The sequence below is a fragment of the Kitasatospora sp. NPDC088391 genome, assembly GCF_044753345.1.
Taxonomy (GTDB): Bacteria; Actinomycetota; Actinomycetes; order Streptomycetales; family Streptomycetaceae; genus Kitasatospora.
In genome coordinates this window covers 455,032-474,671 of the sequence record NZ_JBIVNB010000002.1, presented here as the reverse complement: position 1 = coordinate 474,671, position 19,640 = coordinate 455,032, and the positions used below count along the sequence as shown (strand labels likewise).

Below are 19,640 nucleotides of genomic sequence, written 5' to 3'. Positions count from 1 at the left end.
AGGCGACATATTCCGATCATTGTTCGATATTTTCGTCGGCCGCGGCTCTCGCCGCGGCCGTTGTTCCGAGCGTTCCGAGGACCCTTCCGTGATCAGATTCGAGGGCGCCGCCAAGCGCCATCCCGACGGCACGGTGGCCGTCCGCGGCCTGGACCTGGAGGTCCCGGACGGCCGGACCACCGTGCTGGTCGGGCCCTCCGGCTGCGGCAAGACCACCATCCTGCGGATGGTCAACCGGATGGTGGTGCCGACCGCCGGGCGGGTGCTGCTGGACGGGGCCGACGTGGCGGGGCTGCCGGCCGCGCAGCTGCGGCGCGGCATCGGCTACGTGATCCAGCAGGCGGGCCTGTTCCCGCACCGCCGGGTGATCGACAACGTGGCGACGGTGCCCCGCCTGCTCGGCTGGGACCGCAAGCGGGCCCGGGCCCGGGCCGCCGAACTGCTGGAGCTGGTCGGCCTGCCGCCGGAGACGGCCCGCCGCTACCCGGCCCAGCTCTCCGGCGGCCAGCAGCAACGCGTGGGCGTGGCCAGGGCGTTGGCGGCCGACCCGCCGGTACTGCTGATGGACGAGCCGTTCAGCGCGGTCGACCCGCTGGTGCGGGCCGGGCTGCAGGAGGAACTGCTGCGCCTCCAGGCCGAGTTGGGCAAGACCGTGCTGTTCGTGACGCACGACATCGAGGAGGCGGTCCGGCTGGGAGACCGGGTCGTGGTGCTCCGCGAGCACGGCGAGATCGCCCAACTCGCCGACCCGCACACCCTGTTGACCGCTCCGGCGGACTCGGGGGTGGCGGCCTTCCTGGGCCGCGACCGGGGTCTGCGCGGCCTGGGCCTGCGCCCGGCCGCGGGCGTCCCGCTGGCGAAGCTCGAACCCGCGTACGGCGAGTGGACGTTGCTGCTCGACCCGGCGGGCCGCCCGGAGCACTGGGCGCACGGCGCCGAGCGCCACCCCGTCCCGGTGTTCGCCCCGGAGCGGGACACCCTGCGCGGCGCGCTGGACGCGGCGGTGCTCGCCCCGTCCGGCCACGCGGTGGCGGTGGACGCGGAGGGCCGCGCGGTCGGCACCGCGAGCCGCGCCGCCGTGGTCGACGCCCTGGCGCACGCGGAGCGGCCCGGGCCGACGGGCACGACCGGGCAGCCCGAGCAGGTGCCGCATGCTGGACGGTGAGCCGCTGGTCCGCTGGCACTGGCTGGGCGACCACCTCGGCTACCTGTTCGACCTGACCTCGGACCACGCGGTGATCGCGCTGGTCCCGGTGCTGATCGGCCTGCTGCTGGCGGTGCCGCTGGGCCTGGTCTGCGCGCGCTTCCCGCGGCTGTACCAGCCGCTGTCGGCGGTGTTCAACGTGGTGTACGCGCTGCCCTCGCTGGCGGTGTTCGTGGTGCTGATCCCGTACACGGGCCTGGCGACCCGGGAGACCGTGATGGTGCCGCTGACGTTCTACGCGCTGGCGGTGCTGCTGCCGACCACGGTGGACGGGCTGCGGGCGGTGCCGGAGCCGGTGCGGCAGGCCGCGACGGCGATGGGCTACGGGCCCTGGCGGCGGCTGGCGGCGGTCGAACTACCGTCCGCGATACCGTATTTGATCGCCGGGCTGCGGGTCGCGGCGGTATCCTCGATCTCGTTGGCGGCGGTGGGGGCACTGGTCGGCCGGGGCGGTCTCGGCTACCTGTTCGTGGACGGCTTCCAGCGGACGTTCCCGACGCCGATCCTGGCCGGGATCGTGCTGGTGGCCCTGCTCGCGCTGGTCACCGATCTGCTGCTGGTGGCGGCCCGCCTGGTGCTGGCTCCGTGGGCGAAGGGGGCGGCGCGGTGAACTGGCTGGGCTGGCTGCAGACGTTCTTCGCCGACCCGGCGCACCGCTCGGGTCCGGACTCGGTGCTGAACCGGGTGCTGGAGCACCTGGTGTTCTCCGCCGAGGCGCTCGGTCTGGCGGCGCTGATCGCGCTGCCGCTGGGGCTGCTGATCGGCTACGCGGGGCGCGGGCTGTTCCTGGTGACGGCGCTGACCGGCGTCGCCCGGGCGCTGCCGACCCTGGGCCTGGTGACGCTGGCGGTGCTGCTGGTCGGCGTCGGCGACGCCGCGGTGCTGCTGCCGCTGACGGCGCTGGCCGCGCCGCCGCTGCTGGTGGCGGCCGCCGAGGGCGTCCGGGGCACCGACCCGGAGGTCCGGGACGCGGCCCGCGGCATCGGCCTGACGCACCCGCAGACGCTGTTCCGGGTCTGCGTGCCGGCCGCCGCGCCGACCCTGCTGGCGGGTGCCCGGACGGCGGCGGTGCAGGTCATCGCCACCGCCACGGTGGCCGCGTACGTGGGCCTGGGCGGCCTGGGCCGGTACGTGATCGACGGCCTGGCGACCCGGAACTTCCCGACCACGGTCGGCGGCGCGCTGCTGGTGGTGCTGCTGGCCGTCGCCGTCCAACTGCTCTTCGCCGTACTGATCCGGTTCGCGTCGCCGCGCGGCGCGCGGGCCGTTCCCGCCGTACCTGTTGACGAACCCGCGGGCTCCCCCGCGCACCTTAAGGAATCGATATGACGACCCGTCCGGTCCGAACCGCCGTTGCCGTCACCGTGCTGCTGCTCGGCGCGGCGGCCTGCTCCTCCTCCGGCGGCAGCGACCCGCTGGCCGCCAAGACCACCGCCCCCGCCGCGTCCGGGACGGCCGGCGGCGCCGGGGCGTCCGGGAAGACCGTGGTGGTCGGCTCGGCGAACTTCCCGGAGAACGTGCTGCTCGCCTCGATCTACTCGCAGGCCCTGCAGGGCAAGGGCGTGAAGGTCGAGGAGAAGTTCAACATCGGCAGCCGCGAGGTGCTGTACGGGCAGCTGCAGTCGGGCGCGCTGACGGTGCTGCCCGAGTACAACGGCGCGCTGCTGGGCTACCTGGACCCGAAGACCACGGCCGCCGACAAGACCGCGGTGAACGCCGCGCTGAAGGAGAAGCTGCCGGCCGGGCTGGCGGTGCTGGACTCGGCGGCCGCCGAGGACAACGACTCGCTGACGGTGACCCAGGAGACCGCCGACAAGCTGGGCGTGAAGTCGATCGCCGACCTCGCGGGCAAGGCGCAGGACCTGGTGATCGGCGGCCCGCCGGAGTTCAAGTCCCGCCGCGAGCAGCAGTTCAAGGACGTCTACGGGCTGACCTTCAAGGAGTGGAAGCCGACCGGCGACACCACCGCGAACGCGCTGAAGGACGGCACGATCCAGGTCGGCAACGTGTTCACCACCGACCCGAAGATCGTCCAGCTGAAGCTGGTCCCGCTGGCCGACCCGAAGAGCGTCTTCAGCGTGCAGAACATCACTCCGCTGGTGAACAAGGCCGGTCTGGACGACGCCGGGACGGCGGCGCTGAACGCGGTCTCCGCGAAGCTGGACACCGCCACCCTGGCCGGGCTGATGAAGCGGGTCTCGGTGGACAAGGAGGACCCGTCGGCGGTCGCCAAGAGCTGGCTGAAGAGCGCCAACATCGGCTGATCCGCACCGCCCCGTCGGCCCCGCACCGGAACGTCCGGTGCGGGGCCGACGGCATGTCAGGAACCGTTCGGCAGACGCTTTCCCAAGGGTTCGTAAAGGACGGCGGGGTACCCGCCCGGGGAACTGTTAGGAGTCTTGACAGACCAGTGGTCCAGACCAAATATGGGAGCGTTCGTCTTCCCGACCGGAACGCATCGTGGGGGTGTGACCACCGGCCGGGGCGTTCTCCATGCCCCGCACCACCCCGGCACCTCCCTGTACCAGGCCGACCTCCGCCCCTGCCGACAGACCGGCAAGGGGCCATCCTTCCATGCCTGTTGGAGCCTCGATGCGTCTGTACCGACCACTCCAAGCGCTGATCGCCACCGGTGCGATGGCCGCCGCCTCGCTGGGGTTGATCTCCACCCCCGCGCAGGCCGCCACCCCGCTGCCGCAGCACGTCTTCGCCCCGTACTTCGAGGCCTGGACGGGCGACAGCCCGGCCGCGCTGGCCTCCCAGTCCGGCGCCAAGCACCTCACCATGGCCTTCCTGCAGGCCGCCACCAAGGGCTCCTGCACCGCGCTGTGGAACGGCGACACCTCGATGCCGGTGTCCAACGCGGTGTTCGGCGCCGACATCGCCACCATCCGCGCCAACGGCGGCGACGTGATCCCGTCCTTCGGCGGCTACACCGCCGACAACACCGGCACCGAGATCGCCGACTCCTGCACGGACGTCAACCAGATCGCGGGCCAGTTCGAGAACCTGATCACCACCTACGACGTGTCCCGGATCGACCTGGACATCGAGGACAACTCGCTGACCAACACGGCCGGCATCGACCGCCGCAACAAGGCGATCAAGCTGACGGAGGACTGGGCGGCGGCCAACGGCCGCTCCATCCAGTTCAGCTACACCCTGCCGACCACCACCAGCGGCCTGGCCTCCTCCGGCCTGGCGGTGCTGAAGAACGCGGTCAGCAACAACGCGCGGATCGACGTCGTCAACATGATGACCTTCGACTACTACGACAACCAGCCGCACGACATGGCCGCGGACACCCAGACCTCCGCGCAGGGCCTGTACAACCAGCTGGCCAAGCTCTACCCGACCAAGACCTCCGCGCAGCTGTGGGGCATGATCGGGATCACCGAGATGATCGGCATCGACGACTTCGGCGCCGCCGAGACCTTCACCGTCGCCAACGCCACCACGGTCTACAACTGGGCCGTCTCCAAGGGCATCAACACGCTGTCCTTCTGGGCGCTGCAGCGCGACAACGGCGGCTGCGTGGGCACCGCGGGCTCCGACAGCTGCTCGGGCATCCAGCAGAACAAGTGGGACTTCAGCCACATCTTCTCGCAGTTCACCAGCTCCTCGGTGCCGACCAACGACTTCTCGGTGTCGCTGAACCCGGGCTCCGGCTCGGTCGCGGCGGGCGCCGCCACCTCGGCGACCGTCAACACCGCCGTCACCTCGGGCTCCGCGCAGACCGTCAACCTCTCGGTGTCCGGCGCCCCGGCGGGCGTCACCGCCTCGCTGTCGGCGTCCACCGTCACCGCGGGCGGCTCCGCCACCCTGAACGTCTCCACCACCTCGGCCGCCGCCAACGGCAGCTACCCGCTGACGGTGACCGGCACCGGCGCGGGCGGCACCCACTCGGCGACGTACACCCTGACCGTCACCGGCGGCAGCACCGCCTCCGACTTCTCGGTGGCGCTCTCCCCCGCCGCGGGCACCGTGCAGGCCGGCGCCTCCGGCAGCAGCACCGTGAACACCGCGGTCACCTCCGGCACCGCCGCGACCGTCGGCCTGACCGTCACCGGCGCCCCGGCGGGCGTCACCGCCTCGCTGTCGGCGTCCACCGTCACCGCGGGCGGCTCCGCCACCCTGAACGTCGCCACCACCGCCTCGGCGGCCCCCGGCACCTACACCCTGACCGTCACCGGCACCGGCGCGGGCAGGACCCACTCCGCGACCTACACGCTGACCGTCACCGGCACCACCCCGCCGACCGGCCTCGGCAACGGCGACCTGGAGAGCGGCAACCTCGCCCCGTGGACCTGCCAGTCCGGCGGCGCGGTCGTCTCCAGCCCGGTGCACGGCGGCTCCAAGGCCCTGCAGGTCGCGCCCACCGCGGGCAGCACCGGCCAGTGCCAGCAGACCGTCACGCTGGCCCCGAACCACGCGTACACCCTGACCGCCTGGGTCCAGGGCCCGTACTCCTACCTCGGCGTCAGCGGCGGCGCGACCGCCTCCACCTGGGCCAACGGCTCCGCCTGGACCAAGCTGACCGTCCCGTTCACCACCGGCGCCAACGGCACCGTCACGGTCTACCTGCACGGCTGGTACGGCCAGGGCAACGTCTACGGCGACGACTTCTCGATCGCCTGACGCTCCGTCAGCACACGGCCGGGCCCGGACGGTGGCTGCCCGCCACCGTCCGGGCCCGGCCCGTTCCGCCCCTCACCGGGACGGTCGGTCCCCCGCCGGGGCGGTCAGTCCGCGGTCCGGCACAGTCCGAGGAAGGAGAGCAGCGCCAGCAGCGCGCAGGCCAGCACCACCGCGCCGAGCACCGTCGCGGACGGGCGCGCGCCCAGGCTGCTGAGCGGGGCGACGATCGCGCCGCACAGGAAGGTGCCGGTGCCGAGCAGCGCGGACGCCGAGCCCGCCGCGTGCGGGGCCATGGTCAGCGCCTGGCCGTTGGAGTTCGGCAGCACCACGCCCATCGAGCCCATCAGCACCGCCAGCGCGGGCCACACCCCGGCCAGGCCGGTGTCCCACACCGTGGTGCACAGCACCACCGCGGCGCCCGCGGCGGCGGCCACCGCCAGCGCGGAGACCAGCAGCACCGGGGCGGGGAAGCGCTGCACCAGCACCCGCCCGTTGAGCTGGGTGACGCCCAGCAGCACCAGCGAGTTGACGGCGAACACCAGGCTGTACATCTGCGGGGAGATCCGGTACACGTCCTGCAGCACCACCGAGGAGCCGCCGACGTACGCGAACAGCGCGCCGAACGCGAAGGTGCCGGTCAACAGGTAGCCGAGGAAGAGCCGGTCGCGCAGCAGCCCGCCGATCGCCCGGACGGTGGTGCCGACGCCGTCGGCGTGCCGCCGCTCGGGCGGCAGGGTCTCGCCGATGCCGAACACCGAGCCCGCGGTGAGCAGCACGCCGAGCCCCGCCAGCACGAAGAAGGTGCCGCGCCAGTCGGTGAAGTGCAGCAGCTGGGCGCCGACCACCGGGGCCAGGATCGGCGCCAGGCCGGAGACCAGGCCCATGGTGGCCAGGAAGCGGATCATCGGGACGCCTTCGAGGCGGTCCCGGACGATCGCCCTGGCGACCACCAGGCCGGCCGAGCCCGCGAGGCCCTGGAGGGCGCGGCCGACGATCAGCAGCGGCATGGAGTCGGCGAGCGCGCACAGCACGCTGGCGGCGATGTAGAGGACCATGCCGATCAGCAGCGGGCGGCGGCGGCCGGTGCGGTCGCTGAGCGGGCCGAAGAACAGCTGGCCGAAGGCCATGCCGAGCAGCGAGGCGGTGAGGGTGAGCTGGGCGGTGGGCCCGTCGGAGTGCAGGTCGGCGGTGAGCGCGGGAATGGCCGGCAGGTACAGGTCGGTGGTGAGCGGGCCCATCCCGGCGAGGCCGGCGAGCACCACGACGGTGACGGCCGCGAACGGGACGGCGGCGGCCGGGACGGCGCCGGACGAGGTCTTCGCCGTGGCGGCCCGGTCGGTGCGGCGGTCGGCCGCGGCGACGGGGTCGGGCACAGGGGCGAGGGTGGGGTCGGCGGCGGGTATCGCCCCGGCTGCGGTCTGGTCGCCGTCGGAGTCGACGGTCGGGCCTGGCATGGTGCTCCTCGGGGTGGCGGGTATGCGCACCGTCCTACCGCATCGGGGCCGCCCGCGGAAAGCCGGGGCCCGGACGACCCGCGGCCCCGCCCGGCCGCCGCCCCGCCCGACGGCCGCCCCGCCTGCCGCCCCGCGCGCCCGCCGGGCCTCAGCGGGTGGGGGCGGTGCCCGACGGGGCCGGGGCGGCGCTCGCCGGGGCCGCGCCGTCCTGCCAGCCGTAGAGCCGGTCGCCGACCAGGGCGACGCTGTACCGGCCGCAGTGCGCGGTGGCCCGCTGCGGGGTGTCGCGCGGGAACCAGTGGGCGCGCAGGTGCAGTTCGCCGTCGGCGCGGCCCTCCGTGCAGCCGGCCGGCAGGGCCCGGTCGGGCAGGGTCGCGCGGATCAGCCGGTCGCCGTCGTGCCCGCCGCTGAGGAAGGCGATGCCGGTGGCGGTGTCGGGGAGCCAGCGCGGGACCTCGGTGCGCTCGGCCTTGGCGGCGGCGCCGCTGGGCCAGCGCCGGGTCTGGTCCATCCGGTCCTGGAACTGCTCGACGGCGGCGGGTGCCACCATCAGGCCGATCATGACCGCGGCCGCTCCGCCGAGTGCCACCGCCGCCGTCCGCCTGCCGCCCATCGCCCGCCACCCCTTCCGCCACTGCCTGTCACGTTCCATCCTGGGCGGGCGGCGGCCCGGTGACCATGCGCACCAGGTACCGGGACGGGTAGTCCCGTGGTCGGACGGAACGGCCCCGACCCCCTCCTTCCGGTGGAGGCCGGGGCCTTCGAGCGGCTGACCCGGCGGCGCGGCGACGACGCTCAGCGGTACGCGCGGACCACCTCGACCGGGCCCACGATGTGCCGGTTGAACTCCTCCAACTCCTCGGCGGGAACCCAGAGTTCGAGGATCGTCTCGCCGCCGGCCCGCCGCACCGGGTAGCGCTCCAGGAACGCGGTCTCCACCTCGAAGCGGGTGACGTAGCCGACGCCGGAGGCCGGGACGTTCCAGTCCCGGGCGATCCGGATCGCGTAGTCCTCGTTCAGCACCGGGTAGAAGATCGGCTGCTCGGGCAGCCGGGGCGGCCAGGCCCGCCACCCGGACGCCTCGACCAGCGCCAGCTCCTCGGGCCCGGTGGGGCGCCAGAGGGTGGTGGTCGGGGGCGGCGGCCGGTTCGTCATGCCCGGCAGGCTACGGGCCCGCCACCACCCCCGACCACCCGTTTTCCCCGACCCCACCCCTGCGGCCCCGGCCGCCGGTCGACTCAGCGGTAGGCGGACTCGCCGGTGATCGCCTCGCCGAGCACCAGGGTGTGGATCTCCGAGGTGCCCTCGTAGGTGAGCACCGACTCCAGGTTGTTGGCGTGCCGCAGCACCGGGTAGGCGGTGGTGATGCCGTTGGCGCCGAGGATCGTGCGGGCGGTGCGGGCGATCTCCAGCGCGGTGCGGACGTTGTTGAGCTTGCCGAAGGAGATGTGCGCGGGCTGCGCGCGGCCCTCGTCCTTGAGCCGGCCGATCCGCACCGCGACCAGGTACGCCTTCTCCAACTCCAGTGCCATGTCGACGAGTTTCTGCTGGGTGAGCTGGAACCCGCCGAGCGGGCGGCCGAACTGGCTGCGGTCGCGGGCGTACTCGACGGCGGCCCGGTAGCAGTCGCGGGCGGCGCCGACGGTGCCCCACAGGATGCCGTAGCGGGCCTCGCCCAGCGAGCCGAGCGGGGCGCGCAGGCCGCGGGCCCCCGGCAGGATCGCGTCGGCGGGCAACCGGACGCCGTCGAAGGCGAGTTCACTGGTGACGGAGGCCCGCAGGGACAGCTTGCCGGGGATGTCGCGGGCGGTGAACCCGGGCGTGCCCGCCGGGACCAGGAAGCCCCGGACACCCTCCTCGGTGCCGGCCCAGACCACGGCGACGTCGGAGACCGAGCCGTTGGTGATCCACATCTTGGCGCCGTCGAGGACCCAGTCCGCGCCGTCGCGGCGGGCCCGGGTCCGCATCGAGGCGGGGTCGGAACCGGCCTCGGGCTCGGTGAGGCCGAAACAGCCCACCGCCCGGCCCGCGGCCAACTCCGGCAGCCAGCGCAGCTTCTGCTCCTCGGAGCCGTACGCGTGGATCGAACGCATCGCGAGCGAGCCCTGCACCGAGACGAAACTCCGCAGACCGGAGTCGGCGGCCTCAAGCTCCATGCAGGCGACGCCGTACTCGGTGGCGGTCGAGCCGGTACAGCCGTAGCCCTCCAGGTGCATGCCGAGGACGCCCAGCTTGCCGAGCTCCGGGGCGAGTTCGCGGACCGGGAAGGTACCCCGCTCGTACCAGTCGGCGAGCCGGGGCCGGATCTGCCGGTCCGCGAAGGCACGGACGGTGTCGCGGATCAGCCGCTCGTCCTCGGTGAGCAGTTCGTCCACGCCGAGCAGGTCGAGCGGGTCCGGTCGATCGGTGGGCACGGTGGCCATGGCGGGCTCCTCGGAGGGTTCGGGGCGGGCCTCGGATGGTGCGGGTCCCGACGAGTATCCCGCCCTCCCCGCCACCCTTCCCTCCCCGCCCCTCCGCCCTCCCGCTCCCCCTCGCCCTGCTTTCCGCTCCGCCTCCCCTTGCTCCCCGCTCCTCCGTCATCCCGCTCCGCCTCCTGCTCCGCCCCCCTTCTCGTTCTCCCCTCCCGATCCCCACTCCGCCCCTCCTCCATCCCACTCCCGCCCCCTTCTCGTTCTCCCCTCCCGATCCCCCTCCCCCGCTCCGCTCCTCCCCTCCTGCTCCGCGCCCCTCCGCCATCCCGCTTCCTCTCTCCTTCCCTCCCCCTCACCCCTCCTTCTCGGCGCGGAGTATTGACGCGGACAGGGCGGACTGATTCCCTGTCATGTTAGGAAGCTTTCCTATCAGTTGCGCAGCCCACCCCCTTCCCGGCCGCGCGACCTGACCCCCCGGAACGGTGACCCATGGCCAAGCACGCCCTCGCCCGCCCGCTCGTCGCTCTCGCCGCCACCGCCGCCCTGTCGGCCGGCGCCCTCGCCCTGGCCCCGGCCGGGCAGGCCGCCTCGCCCGACCCGGTCGGCCTCAACTCCCCGTACGAGTACCTCGGTTGGGGCAGCCCGCAGAACCCGGTGCAGGTGATGCAGGCCACCGGCACCACCCAGTTCACGCTGGCCTTCATGCTCTCCGACGGCGGCTGCAACCCGAAGTGGGACGGCTCCCGGGCGCTGACCGGCGGCAGCGACCAGAGCACCATCAACGCGATCAGGGCGGCCGGCGGCGACGTGCTGGTCTCCTTCGGCGGCTGGAGCGGCAACAAGCTCGGCGAGAAGTGCACCTCGGCCTCCGCCCTGGCCGGGGCGTACCAGAAGGTGATCGACGCCTACAAGCTCAAGGCGATCGACATCGACATCGAGGACACCGAGGTCTCCAACGCGACGGTCCGCCAGCGGGTGGTCGGCGCGCTCAAGACGGTCAAGGCGAACAACCCGGGCCTGAAGGTGTACGTCACCTTCGGCACCACCACCACCGGCCCGGACTCCGACGGCACCGACCTGATCAAGAAGGGCGCGGCGGCGGGCCTGGCGGTCGACGGCTGGACCATCATGCCCTTCGACTTCGGCGGCCACAGCGGCAGCATGGGCAGCGTCACCACCAAGGCCGCCGACGGGCTGAAGAACGCGGTGGCGAGCGCCTACGGCTACGACTCCGCCACCGCCTACAAGCACATCGGCATCTCCTCGATGAACGGGAAGACCGACGAGTCCGACGAGACCGTCACCACCGCCGACTTCACCACCATGCTCAACTACGCCAAGTCCCACCACCTGGCCCGCTTCACCTTCTGGGCCGTCAACCGCGACCGCCCCTGCCCCTCCGGCACCTCGGCGGGCGACACCTGCAGCGGCATCAGCCAGTCCGCGTACGCCTTCACCAAGATCGTCGCCTCGTACCACGGCTGACCGACCGTCACGGGAACCGGAAGCGGGGGGCTCCCCCGCCGACGAGCAGGTCGGCGGTCGGCGGGGGAGGCGGAGGACGCCTAGCGCACGGCGCCCTTGACGAGGGGCTGCGTCTTCTGGTTGTAGATCTCCTTGCCGTGCGCGTCGTAGGCGTGCACGTAGGGCGCCGGGGGGCCGGAGCGCTCGTCGTGGGCGGCGGGCAGGGCGGCCGTCCAGACGTACGCGCCGCCCGCCATGACGGTCGGGTACTGCGTCGGGTCGTCGCCGTAGCTGACGGTCACCTTGGCGACGTCGGACGTGTAGTGCCCGGCGCCCAGCGTGAGGTAGCGGCCCGGGCCGGCGGGCGCGCCGAAGCTGTCGAAGAACTCGACGAGGTGGCCGGGGCTCCACAGCCGGTCGTTGATGAACGTCGCGGGGACGGACGCGCTGGTGCCGGTGCGGCCCTTCGTCTCGCACTGCACGTACCGGTGCGCGGAGTCGACGGCGACGACCACCCCGTCGGTGTCCGCGGAGGCGACGGGGGTGCGGACCGCGATCACCGGGTGGTACTTCGACGCCTCGGCGCCCAGGCAGGAGGCCAGGATCCGGGCGGTGGTCCCCGCGTCGATCGGCGTGGTCGCGGTGTCGATGGCGGCGGACGGGGCCGGGACGGGGGCTGCCGGGGCGGCGGCCGCGGGGGCGGCGGCGGACTCGGCATGGACCGCGGGGGCGGGTGCGGGGGTGCCGGGGGCGGCAACGGCCATTCCCCCGGCGGTGGCGAGGGCCGCGACGGTGGCGGTGGCGAGCACGATCGGGCGGATGCGCATGGAGCGTGTCCTTTCCTGCGGGCGTCCGGTTGACGCCGGCACCCCTGTACGCCCCTCGGCGTCCGGCCGGTCGCACCTCCGGCGCGTGATCCGGATCACAGGCCGCCGGTGCGACCGGCGGACGGTTCCCGTGCGTACAGGAGAGGAGGTTCGGCCCGGGACGCACGGCTCCACCGCCGGGGCCGGGGTGCGCCTCCCTCGCGCGTCGCCTGCGCCGCGAGCCGGCGGAAAGCCCCGGAGGAGAGGCCCTTGATGACGCCACAGGAGTTCGACGCGTTCTACAGCGCGTCCTTCTCCCGCTTGACCGGGCAGCTCTACGCGCTGACCGGCGACTGGTCCGAAGCGCAGGACGTGGTCCAGGAGGCCTTCATCCGCGCGTGGGACCGGAGGCGCGGACTGGACCCGGGCGAGGCCCCGGAGGCGTGGGTCCGGACCACGGCCCGGCGGCTGGCCCGCTCCCGCTGGCGGCGCCTCGCCCGGGGCCTGCACCTGGCCGGGCGCGACCACGGCCGGGAGCCGCCCGCCGTCGAGCCGCCCGGCGAGGAGCACCTGGTGCTGGTCGCCGCGCTCCGCGACCTGCCCGAGGCGCAGCGGTGCGCCCTGGTGCTGCACCACATGTGCGACCTCTCCGTCGAGCAGGTCGCGGCCGAGACCGGCGCCGGCGTCAGCGCCGTCAAGAGCCGGCTGGCCCGCGGGCGGAACGCGCTCGCGGCCGTGCTCACCGACCAGACCCCGACCGGCGAAGAAGGAAAGCTCCGTGTCTGACCCCCTCCAGGACACCCTCGCCGACCGGCTGCGGCGGCTCGGCGCGCAGCCGCCCGCGCCCGCGCTGCCCGCGCCGGAGATCCGCCGACGGGCCGAGCGGCGCCGCCGGCGCCGGCACGGCCTGGCCGGCGCCGCGGCCTGCGCCGCGACCGCGCTGTGCCTGGCCCTCCCGGCCGTGCTGCACCCGTCGGCTCCGCCGCAGGCGCCGGGGCCGCGGCGGGGAGCGGCCACCGCGGACGCCCCCTCCGGGTCGGCCTCCCCCCGTCCCTCGGCCGCCTTCACCGTCACCGGGACGGCGACCGCCCCGATCGACGCGGGGACCACCGCGGAGATCCTGGCCTCCTGCCTGGGCGCCGAGGCGTCGAAGTACCACCCGGTGATCGCGGTCCGCACCCCGGTGGCCTCCTCGAACGCGGACGGCCCCGACGGGGTGGTCGTCGCCGTCGACTCCGCGCACCGGTACGTGCAGTGCGGGACGAGGGGGCGCACGGGCCGTAGCGTGTCCGTACCCCCGACGTTCATCAACGACCGGCTGTGGAGCCCGGGCCGCCTCGTCGAGTTCTTCGACAGCTTCAGCGCGCCCGCCGGTCCGGGGCGGTACCTCGGCGTGGAGACCGGGCACTACGCGCCCGAGGTCGCCAAGGTGACCGTCAGCTACGGCGACGACCCGACGGAGTACCCGGCCGTCATGGCGGGCGGCGCGTACGTCGCCGCGGCGGCGGTCTCCTCCGGCCCCCTCCCCCCGCCCTGCTACGTGCACGCCTACGACGCGCACGGCACGGAGCTCTACGACCAGCGGACGCAGCCCACCACCAAGGAGGGGAGCGGCGGAGCGGGCGGCCGTTAGGCGCCGGGTGGGCGAGAAGGGGCGACACGCGGGTGGGGCGGGGCGGGAATGCGCGGGGGGCGTGGAAGGCTGAGCCGTCCAGGAGGTGTACCGACCATGGCGCACGAGCAGGACGACGAGCGGGGCCGGCAGGGCGGCGGGGGCTGGCGGATCGAGCACGACTCGATGGGCGAGGTCCGGGTGCCGGCCGGGGCGAAGTGGCAGGCGCAGACCCAGCGGGCGGTGGAGAACTTCCCGGTCTCGGGGCAGCGGCTGGAGCGGGCGCACATCGCGGCGCTGGCCCGGATCAAGGCGGCGGCGGCCGTGGTCAACGCCGAACTGGGCGTGCTGGAGCCGGAGGTGGCGGCGGCGATCCGCTCGGCCGCCGAGGAGGTCGCGGACGGCCGCTGGGACGACCAGTTCCCGGTGGACGTGTTCCAGACCGGCTCGGGCACCTCCTCCAACATGAACGCCAACGAGGTGATCGCCACCCTGGCGGGCGAGCGGCTGGGCCGCCCGGTGCACCCGAACGACCAGGTCAACGCCTCGCAGTCGTCGAACGACGTGTTCCCGTCCTCGATCCACGTCGCGGCCACCGCCGCCGTGACGCAGGACCTGGTCCCGGCCCTGGAGCACCTGGCCGGGGTGCTGGAGCGCCGGGCCGCGGACTTCGCCGCGGTGGTGAAGTCCGGCCGCACCCACCTGATGGACGCCACGCCGGTGACGCTCGGCCAGGAGTTCGGCGGCTACGCGGCGCAGGTCCGGTACGGCGTCGAGCGGCTCCGGGCGACGCTCCCCCGGGTGTCCGAACTCCCGCTCGGCGGAACGGCGGTGGGCACCGGCATCAACACCCCGCCCGGGTTCTCGGCGGCCGTGATCGCCGAGGTCGGCCGGGCCACCGGCCTGCCGCTGACCGAGGCCCGCGACCACTTCGAGGCGCAGGGCGCCCGGGACGGCCTGGTCGAGCTGAGCGGCCAACTCCGCACCGTGGCGGTCGGGTTCACCAAGATTGCGAACGACCTGCGCTGGATGGGTTCCGGCCCGCGCACCGGCCTCGGCGAGATCAACCTGCCGGACCTGCAGCCGGGTTCGTCGATCATGCCGGGCAAGGTCAACCCGGTGCTGCCCGAGGTGGTGCTGATGGTCGCCGCCCAGGTGATCGGCAACGACACCACCGTGACGGTGGCGGGCGCGAGCGGCAACTTCGAGCTGAACGTGATGCTCCCGGTGATCGCCCGCAACGTGCTGGAGTCGATCCGGCTGCTCGCCAACTCGGCGCGCCTGCTGGCCGACCGGGCCGTCGCGGGCCTGACCGCGAACGTCGAGCGGGCCCGCGAGTACGCCGAGTCCTCGCCGTCCGTGGTCACCCCGCTCAACCGGTACATCGGCTACGAGGAGGCCGCGAAGGTCGCCAAGCAGGCGCTGGCCGAGCGCCGGACGATCCGCGAGGTGGTGCTGGACCGCGGCTACGTGGACCGCGGCCTGCTCACCGAGGCCCAACTCGACGAGGCGCTCGACGTGTTGGGCATGACCAGGCCGCGTCCCGCCCGCTGAACCCGCGGTTCAGGCCAGCAGCAGCGGCATGTCCCAGTCGTGCGGGGTGCCGCCCTCGGCGTACGCGTCGAGGGCGAGCGCCGCGCCCGCCGCGCCGTCCAGGTAGCCGGAGACGTCGCTGGCGAACGGCGTCTCGGTCATGGTGAACCGCAGGCCGAACGGCGCCTGCGGGTCGAACGCGCCGACCAGCCGGGCCGCCACCTCGTCGCGCCGCCGCTCGATCGCCGGGTCGGCGAAGTGCTCGTTCAGGCGGCCGAGTTGGTGCAGCGCCCCGGCCCAGCCGTGGCACAGCGCGTGGTCGGTGATCCCCCAGTCGTCCAGCGGCACGGCGAGCAGCCGCGCCACCGAGTCGCGGGCCGTCGCCGTCCAGTCCGGCCGGTCGAACACCGCGCCGGCCATCTGGAGCGCCCGGGAGACGCCGGGCGCGCCGTAGCACCAGGACGGCCAGCCCGCCGCGCCCCGGTAGGCGTCCGGCCCGGCCCGGTACTCGTCCAGGCCCAGGTAGCCCGGCCAGTACGCGCCGTGCTCGTCGCGCACCGCCCAGCGGGTCAGCAGCGCGGCGGTGCGCTCCACCGCCTCCCGGTGGCCGGGCAGCCGGACGCCGTCCCGCCAGGCCAGCGCGAGCAGCATCAGCGGCCCCGCGACGCCGTGCGACAGCCCGAGGTTCAGGTGGCCGTCCGGGAGCAGGTGCTCCGATCCGACCCGGGGCGCGTCCAGTGCCCACCAGCGCGGGAGGCGCACTCCCCGGTGCTCGGTCTCCCCCCTGGCCAGCTCGATCAAGTACCGCAGCACCATGGCGAGTTCCTCCTCACAGGACTCCGCCCGGGCCAGCAGGTAGCGGCCGACGCCGGTCATCCCGCGCACCACCTCGTAGTGCCCGATCGTGGGCAGCGGGCCGTCCGGCACGGCGGGCAGCGCGGTCCGCACCACCTGCCGCTGGTACCCGTCGAGCCGCTGCAGCGCACTCGCGTACCCTCCGGTGACCCGGTTCGCCACCAGGACCGCGAACGCGAGCGCCCCCGGCCCCTTGAAGATCCCGCTCGGCACCGTCTCCCCCTCGGCCGCCGCCCGCGTCCCCGTCGCCAGGTAGCCGTGCGCCCGCCCCACCCGGTCCGTCCCCGCCCGGGCCCCGCCGCTGAACGCCAGCGCAAGCCCGGGACTCCCGCTCCCCAGCGTCAGCTCCGCCCACACCCCCTCCCCCGGAATCCGGGTCGCCGCCATGGTCGCCGCCGGGTCCGCCAGCTTCTCCAGCACCAGGTCCGAAACCCGCCCGGCCTCCTCCCGCAACGCGACACGCTCGGGGGACATCGCGGACACGCTCATCGGTCAACTCCGCTCGAAACATTGGCAGTCGGGTCGAGAACAACAAGCACCCCCGGTCGGCCCCTCAACTCCGGCCGCCCGCATGGGCCTTGCGCCCCAGCACCGCCCGCGCCGCGCCCCGCAGGACGGCGTAGCCGCGGGCCTCCGCGGCGGGGTCGATGCCGAAGTGGCGGTTGTGGTGCATGTGGAGGAGGGACATCAGGGCTTCGTCGCGGTCGGCCTCGGGGGCGGCGAGGAGGCGGCGGCCGAAGTCGCGGGGGGCCGGGTCGTCGGTCCAGAGCGGGGCGAGGGCGGGGAGACCGAGCCGGTCGGCGGCGTGGCGGGCGGTGTCGCCGGGGCGGATCAGACGGTCGGTGAGGGCGCGGTGGCGCTGGTGGGCGCGGTGGTCGGCGCTCTTGTCGAAGAGGTGGTCGACCCAGGCGCACCAGTCCCAGTCGCCGAGGGAGTCGAGCAGGACGGCGTGGCCGACGGCCGCCAGCACCTCGTCGGGGACGCCTGCGGCGCCGTCCCGCCCGGCCCGGGCCAGCAGCAGCGCGGCGCGGCTGTCGGTGCGGAACAGCCGTTCGGCGTCGGCCAGCGCCTCGGGCCCGAGGTAGCGGTCGGTCTCGGGGCGGTAGGTGTCGAGGGCGAAGGCGCGCAGCGCGCCGGTGCCGATCAGTCGGCGCACCTGCCGGGTGAGCGCGGGCAGGACCCGGCCGTTGAGGGTGTCGGGGTCGCCGTGCAGGCGCAGTCGCAGGTGCGGGTCGGGGTCGCGGTAGCGGACGAAGTACCAGCGGTCGAGGTCGGGTTCGAGTGCGGCGAGCAGCGCGGGCAGGTGGTCGGCGAGCAGCGCCCGGTGGGTGCCGGGTTCGGCGTACAGCTTGGCGTACAGCCAGTCCTCGCCGGGGAGGTGGACGGCGCTCGGCGCGACCCGGACGGCGGACCTGGCGAGCGGCCGCCGCGCCTCGGCGACCGGGGCCGAAGCCGGAGCAGGTGCCCCGGCCCGGAGCAGCGGGACGACGATCTCGGTGCTGCGGCCGTGGTTCCAGCCGAGTCCGGCGCCGTCCGCGGTGAGGTCCTGGAAGAGCTGGAACCTCGGTTCGGGGGAGGTGAGTTCGGCGCGCAGCAGGTCGGTGTCCCAGTGCTCGCGGAGGTCGATCGGGAACATCCGGTCGTTGCTGGCGATCTGGAGCCGGTCGGGCACCCGGTAGCGGGTGCGCCAGTCGGCGAGGGCCGCGGTCCAGGTGTCGGCTCCGGTGGTGCGGGCGGCGTCGCGCAGGCGGCGGCCGGGGAGCCAGCGGCGCGGGGTGGTGAGGACCCGGCCGTAGCGGACGGCGGGCAGGTAGGGGAGGGTGTCGAGGCCGGCCCAGTCCCAGCCGGACCAGATCCGGGGGCGGGCGGCGGCCAGGTCGGAGAGGAGGCGGGCGACGGGCGGGGCCTGGGCGTCGAGGGCGAGCATGTGCGGGAACACGGGGGCGATCTGACGGCCCGTCAGGGGGTGGAGCAGGCGCAGGCCGTCCTCGCCGGCGGCGACCAGCAGGGTGCGCCAGTCGTGGCAGTGCGGGTCGTCGCGGTCGGCGGGGACGCCGATCGGGAGGCGGTCGGGGAGCAGGGGCGGGACCTGGACGATGTTGAGCGAGCGCGGGTCGCGCGGGGCGAGTTCGACCTGGACGGGCAGCGCGTCCGACCCGGCGGGTCCGGCCGCGAGTACGGCCAACTCGTCGGTGATTCCGGCGAGTTCGGCGAAGCGTCCGGCGGTGGCCCCGGCCGTCCAGGAGCCGATGTGCGGGCTGCCGAGCAGCAGGTACTCGCCGCGGTCGAGGGCGGCGGTGGAGTCGGCGAGGAGTTGGAAGCAGAGTTCCAGGGTGCGGGGCGGGCGGCTGCTGCCGGGGGTGTGTCCGGCGGCGTCGGCGAGCCGGGCGATGTCGGTGTCGTCGAGGACGAGGTCCTGTCCGGACAGCACGGCCTGCTGGACGAGTTCGGCGACGGCGTTGCGGCGCGGCCGGTCGGCGTCGGTGCCGGGTCCGGTGCGGGCGTGCGCGGGCGCGGCGCCGTACTCGGGGGGCAGGCCGAGGCCGCGCTGCGGGTCGACGAGTTCGCCGAGCGGGACGGCGGAGGCGGTGCCGTAGCGTTCGACGAAGCGCTCGCGGTAGTCGCGCAGGTGCTCCAGGGTGGTCCACTCGGGGGTGATCGCCCAGATCGCGGCGGCGTAGCGGCGGACTTCGGCGGCGACGGACCCGGGCAGCACGAGGTCGGCGGGCATCCGCAGGTCGACCTGGACGGGCGGGCGGTCGCCGACGGGTTCGCCGGGGGCGAGGGCGCGGACCTGTTCCAGCAGGTGCCGCCAGGACGCCAACCCCTCGCCGGGGCGGTCGCGTTCGTGCGCGGCGGCGGCGTCCCGGACGGCGCGCAGGCCCTCGGCCGCGCCGGGGACGGCGCCGTCGACGGCGGCGCCGATCCGGTCGAGCAGGGCGTCGTCGATCCGGTGCGGAGTGAGCGAGGTGAGCAGGAAACCGTGCTGGACGAGTCCGGCGAGCAGGGTGTCGATCCGTTCCGCGGCGACCTGCGGGAAGCGGGCGGCGAGGTCGTCGAGCAGGGCGGTGTAGCCGACGGGGCGGGCGGCGGCCTCGCGGACCCGGGCGACCAGGGCGTTGTCGCGGACCGAGGTCTCGCGTTCGCCGGTGTGCCGCAGCAGGCGGCCGTCGCGCAGCACGCACAGGTCGTCGAGGACGACGTCGACCCGGCGGCGGACCTCGGGGACGGCGAGCCAGGCCAGGACCCGGCGGTGCAGCCAGCCGCCGTCGAGCCGGACCCGGACCTCGCCGGGGCCGGCGGGCGCGGCCTCGGCGGCGGCCCCGAACCGGGCCCGGCCGACGCCGGCGAACAGGCCGAACGGGGTGGGGCGGCCGCCCGAGCGGCGGGCGTAGCGGGTCAGGGTGCGGGCGGCGCTGACGGTCCGTTTGCGGCCGAGCGCGGCCGCGCCGTCGGGTTCGGCGAGTCGTCGCAGGGAGAGCGCGAGGCTGCCGGAGGCGACCTCGACGGCCTGGCGCAGCAGCGGGTCGGCGGCGAGGCGGCGGGCGCCGGGGGCGGGGTCGGCCGGGTCGATCCGGGCGTCGGGGCCGGTGCGCGGGGTGCTGGCCATCCGCACCAGCACGGGTTCCCCGGTCTCGAACAGGTCCAGCTCTGCGCGCA

16 protein-coding genes are annotated in these 19,640 nt (G+C 74.6%); 9 read left to right on the top strand and 7 right to left on the bottom strand.

Annotation, left to right across the window (positions count from 1 at the left end; all coding sequences use genetic code 11):
* Positions 1–88: 88 nt before the first annotated feature.
* From ACIQBJ_RS06545 to ACIQBJ_RS06525, 5 genes are all read left to right on the top strand, one after another.
* Positions 89–1,165 carry an ABC transporter ATP-binding protein gene (locus tag ACIQBJ_RS06545; RefSeq protein WP_400704548.1) on the top strand — a complete coding sequence of 359 codons (1,077 nt, stop codon included), beginning with the start codon at positions 89–91 and terminating at the stop codon, positions 1,163–1,165.
* The gene (locus tag ACIQBJ_RS06540; RefSeq protein ID WP_400704545.1) at positions 1,152–1,814 is read left to right on the top strand and encodes an ABC transporter permease; all 663 of its coding nucleotides are present in this window, start codon (positions 1,152–1,154) and stop codon (positions 1,812–1,814) included. The genes ACIQBJ_RS06545 and ACIQBJ_RS06540 overlap by 14 nt, the downstream gene beginning before the upstream one ends.
* Positions 1,790–2,533 carry an ABC transporter permease gene (locus ACIQBJ_RS06535; RefSeq protein WP_400704542.1) on the top strand — a complete coding sequence of 248 codons (744 nt, stop codon included), beginning with the start codon at positions 1,790–1,792 and terminating at the stop codon, positions 2,531–2,533. The genes ACIQBJ_RS06540 and ACIQBJ_RS06535 overlap by 25 nt, the downstream gene beginning before the upstream one ends.
* Complete coding sequence (locus tag ACIQBJ_RS06530) at positions 2,530–3,468, top strand: ABC transporter substrate-binding protein (protein ID WP_400704539.1); 939 nt, start codon at positions 2,530–2,532, stop codon at positions 3,466–3,468. The genes ACIQBJ_RS06535 and ACIQBJ_RS06530 overlap by 4 nt, the downstream gene beginning before the upstream one ends.
* Before the next feature lie 328 nt (positions 3,469–3,796).
* Positions 3,797–5,842: a glycosyl hydrolase family 18 protein gene (locus tag ACIQBJ_RS06525; protein WP_400704536.1), complete on the top strand. Its 2,046-nt coding sequence runs from the start codon at positions 3,797–3,799 to the stop codon at positions 5,840–5,842.
* A gap of 104 nt (positions 5,843–5,946) precedes the next feature.
* On the opposite strand, the gene ACIQBJ_RS06520 is transcribed toward ACIQBJ_RS06525, so the two are convergent.
* From ACIQBJ_RS06520 to ACIQBJ_RS06505, 4 genes are all read right to left on the bottom strand, one after another.
* Complete coding sequence (locus tag ACIQBJ_RS06520) at positions 5,947–7,296, bottom strand: multidrug effflux MFS transporter (protein WP_400704533.1); 1,350 nt, start codon at positions 7,294–7,296, stop codon at positions 5,947–5,949.
* A gap of 148 nt (positions 7,297–7,444) precedes the next feature.
* Entirely contained in the window at positions 7,445–7,909 is a 465-nt protein-coding gene (locus ACIQBJ_RS06515) for a hypothetical protein (RefSeq protein WP_400704530.1), read from the bottom strand.
* Between the two features lie 182 nt (positions 7,910–8,091).
* Positions 8,092–8,451: a hypothetical protein gene (locus tag ACIQBJ_RS06510; protein ID WP_400704527.1), complete on the bottom strand. Its 360-nt coding sequence runs from the start codon at positions 8,449–8,451 to the stop codon at positions 8,092–8,094.
* An 83-nt stretch (positions 8,452–8,534) separates the two neighbouring features.
* Positions 8,535–9,719, bottom strand: coding sequence for an acyl-CoA dehydrogenase family protein (locus ACIQBJ_RS06505; protein WP_400704524.1), 1,185 nt, complete (start codon positions 9,717–9,719; stop codon positions 8,535–8,537).
* A gap of 480 nt (positions 9,720–10,199) precedes the next feature.
* Here ACIQBJ_RS06505 and ACIQBJ_RS06500 point away from each other — a divergent pair, with 480 nt between their 5' ends.
* Positions 10,200–11,195 carry a chitinase gene (locus tag ACIQBJ_RS06500; protein ID WP_400704521.1) on the top strand — a complete coding sequence of 332 codons (996 nt, stop codon included), beginning with the start codon at positions 10,200–10,202 and terminating at the stop codon, positions 11,193–11,195.
* An 80-nt stretch (positions 11,196–11,275) separates the two neighbouring features.
* Here the strand turns inward: ACIQBJ_RS06500 and ACIQBJ_RS06495 are convergent, their stop codons facing one another.
* The gene (locus ACIQBJ_RS06495; RefSeq protein ID WP_400704518.1) at positions 11,276–12,001 is read right to left on the bottom strand and encodes a hypothetical protein; all 726 of its coding nucleotides are present in this window, start codon (positions 11,999–12,001) and stop codon (positions 11,276–11,278) included.
* A gap of 252 nt (positions 12,002–12,253) precedes the next feature.
* Here ACIQBJ_RS06495 and ACIQBJ_RS06490 point away from each other — a divergent pair, with 252 nt between their 5' ends.
* The 3 genes from ACIQBJ_RS06490 (at position 12,254) to ACIQBJ_RS06480 (ending at position 15,146) form a co-directional block, all read left to right on the top strand.
* Positions 12,254–12,766 carry a SigE family RNA polymerase sigma factor gene (locus tag ACIQBJ_RS06490; protein WP_400704515.1) on the top strand — a complete coding sequence of 171 codons (513 nt, stop codon included), beginning with the start codon at positions 12,254–12,256 and terminating at the stop codon, positions 12,764–12,766.
* On the top strand, positions 12,759–13,613 hold the full coding sequence (locus tag ACIQBJ_RS06485) for a hypothetical protein (RefSeq protein WP_400704512.1): 855 nt from the start codon (positions 12,759–12,761) through the stop codon (positions 13,611–13,613). The genes ACIQBJ_RS06490 and ACIQBJ_RS06485 overlap by 8 nt, the downstream gene beginning before the upstream one ends.
* 96 nt (positions 13,614–13,709) lie before the next feature.
* Entirely contained in the window at positions 13,710–15,146 is a 1,437-nt protein-coding gene (locus tag ACIQBJ_RS06480) for a class II fumarate hydratase (protein ID WP_400704509.1), read from the top strand.
* A gap of 9 nt (positions 15,147–15,155) precedes the next feature.
* Here the strand turns inward: ACIQBJ_RS06480 and ACIQBJ_RS06475 are convergent, their stop codons facing one another.
* Together ACIQBJ_RS06475 and ACIQBJ_RS06470 are read right to left on the bottom strand one after the other, a co-directional pair.
* Positions 15,156–16,469 carry a lanthionine synthetase C family protein gene (locus ACIQBJ_RS06475; protein WP_400704506.1) on the bottom strand — a complete coding sequence of 438 codons (1,314 nt, stop codon included), beginning with the start codon at positions 16,467–16,469 and terminating at the stop codon, positions 15,156–15,158.
* A gap of 64 nt (positions 16,470–16,533) precedes the next feature.
* Positions 16,534–19,590, bottom strand: a complete 3,057-nt coding sequence (locus ACIQBJ_RS06470) for a lantibiotic dehydratase (protein WP_400705813.1) — start codon at positions 19,588–19,590, stop codon at positions 16,534–16,536.
* Positions 19,591–19,640 lie beyond the last annotated feature (50 nt).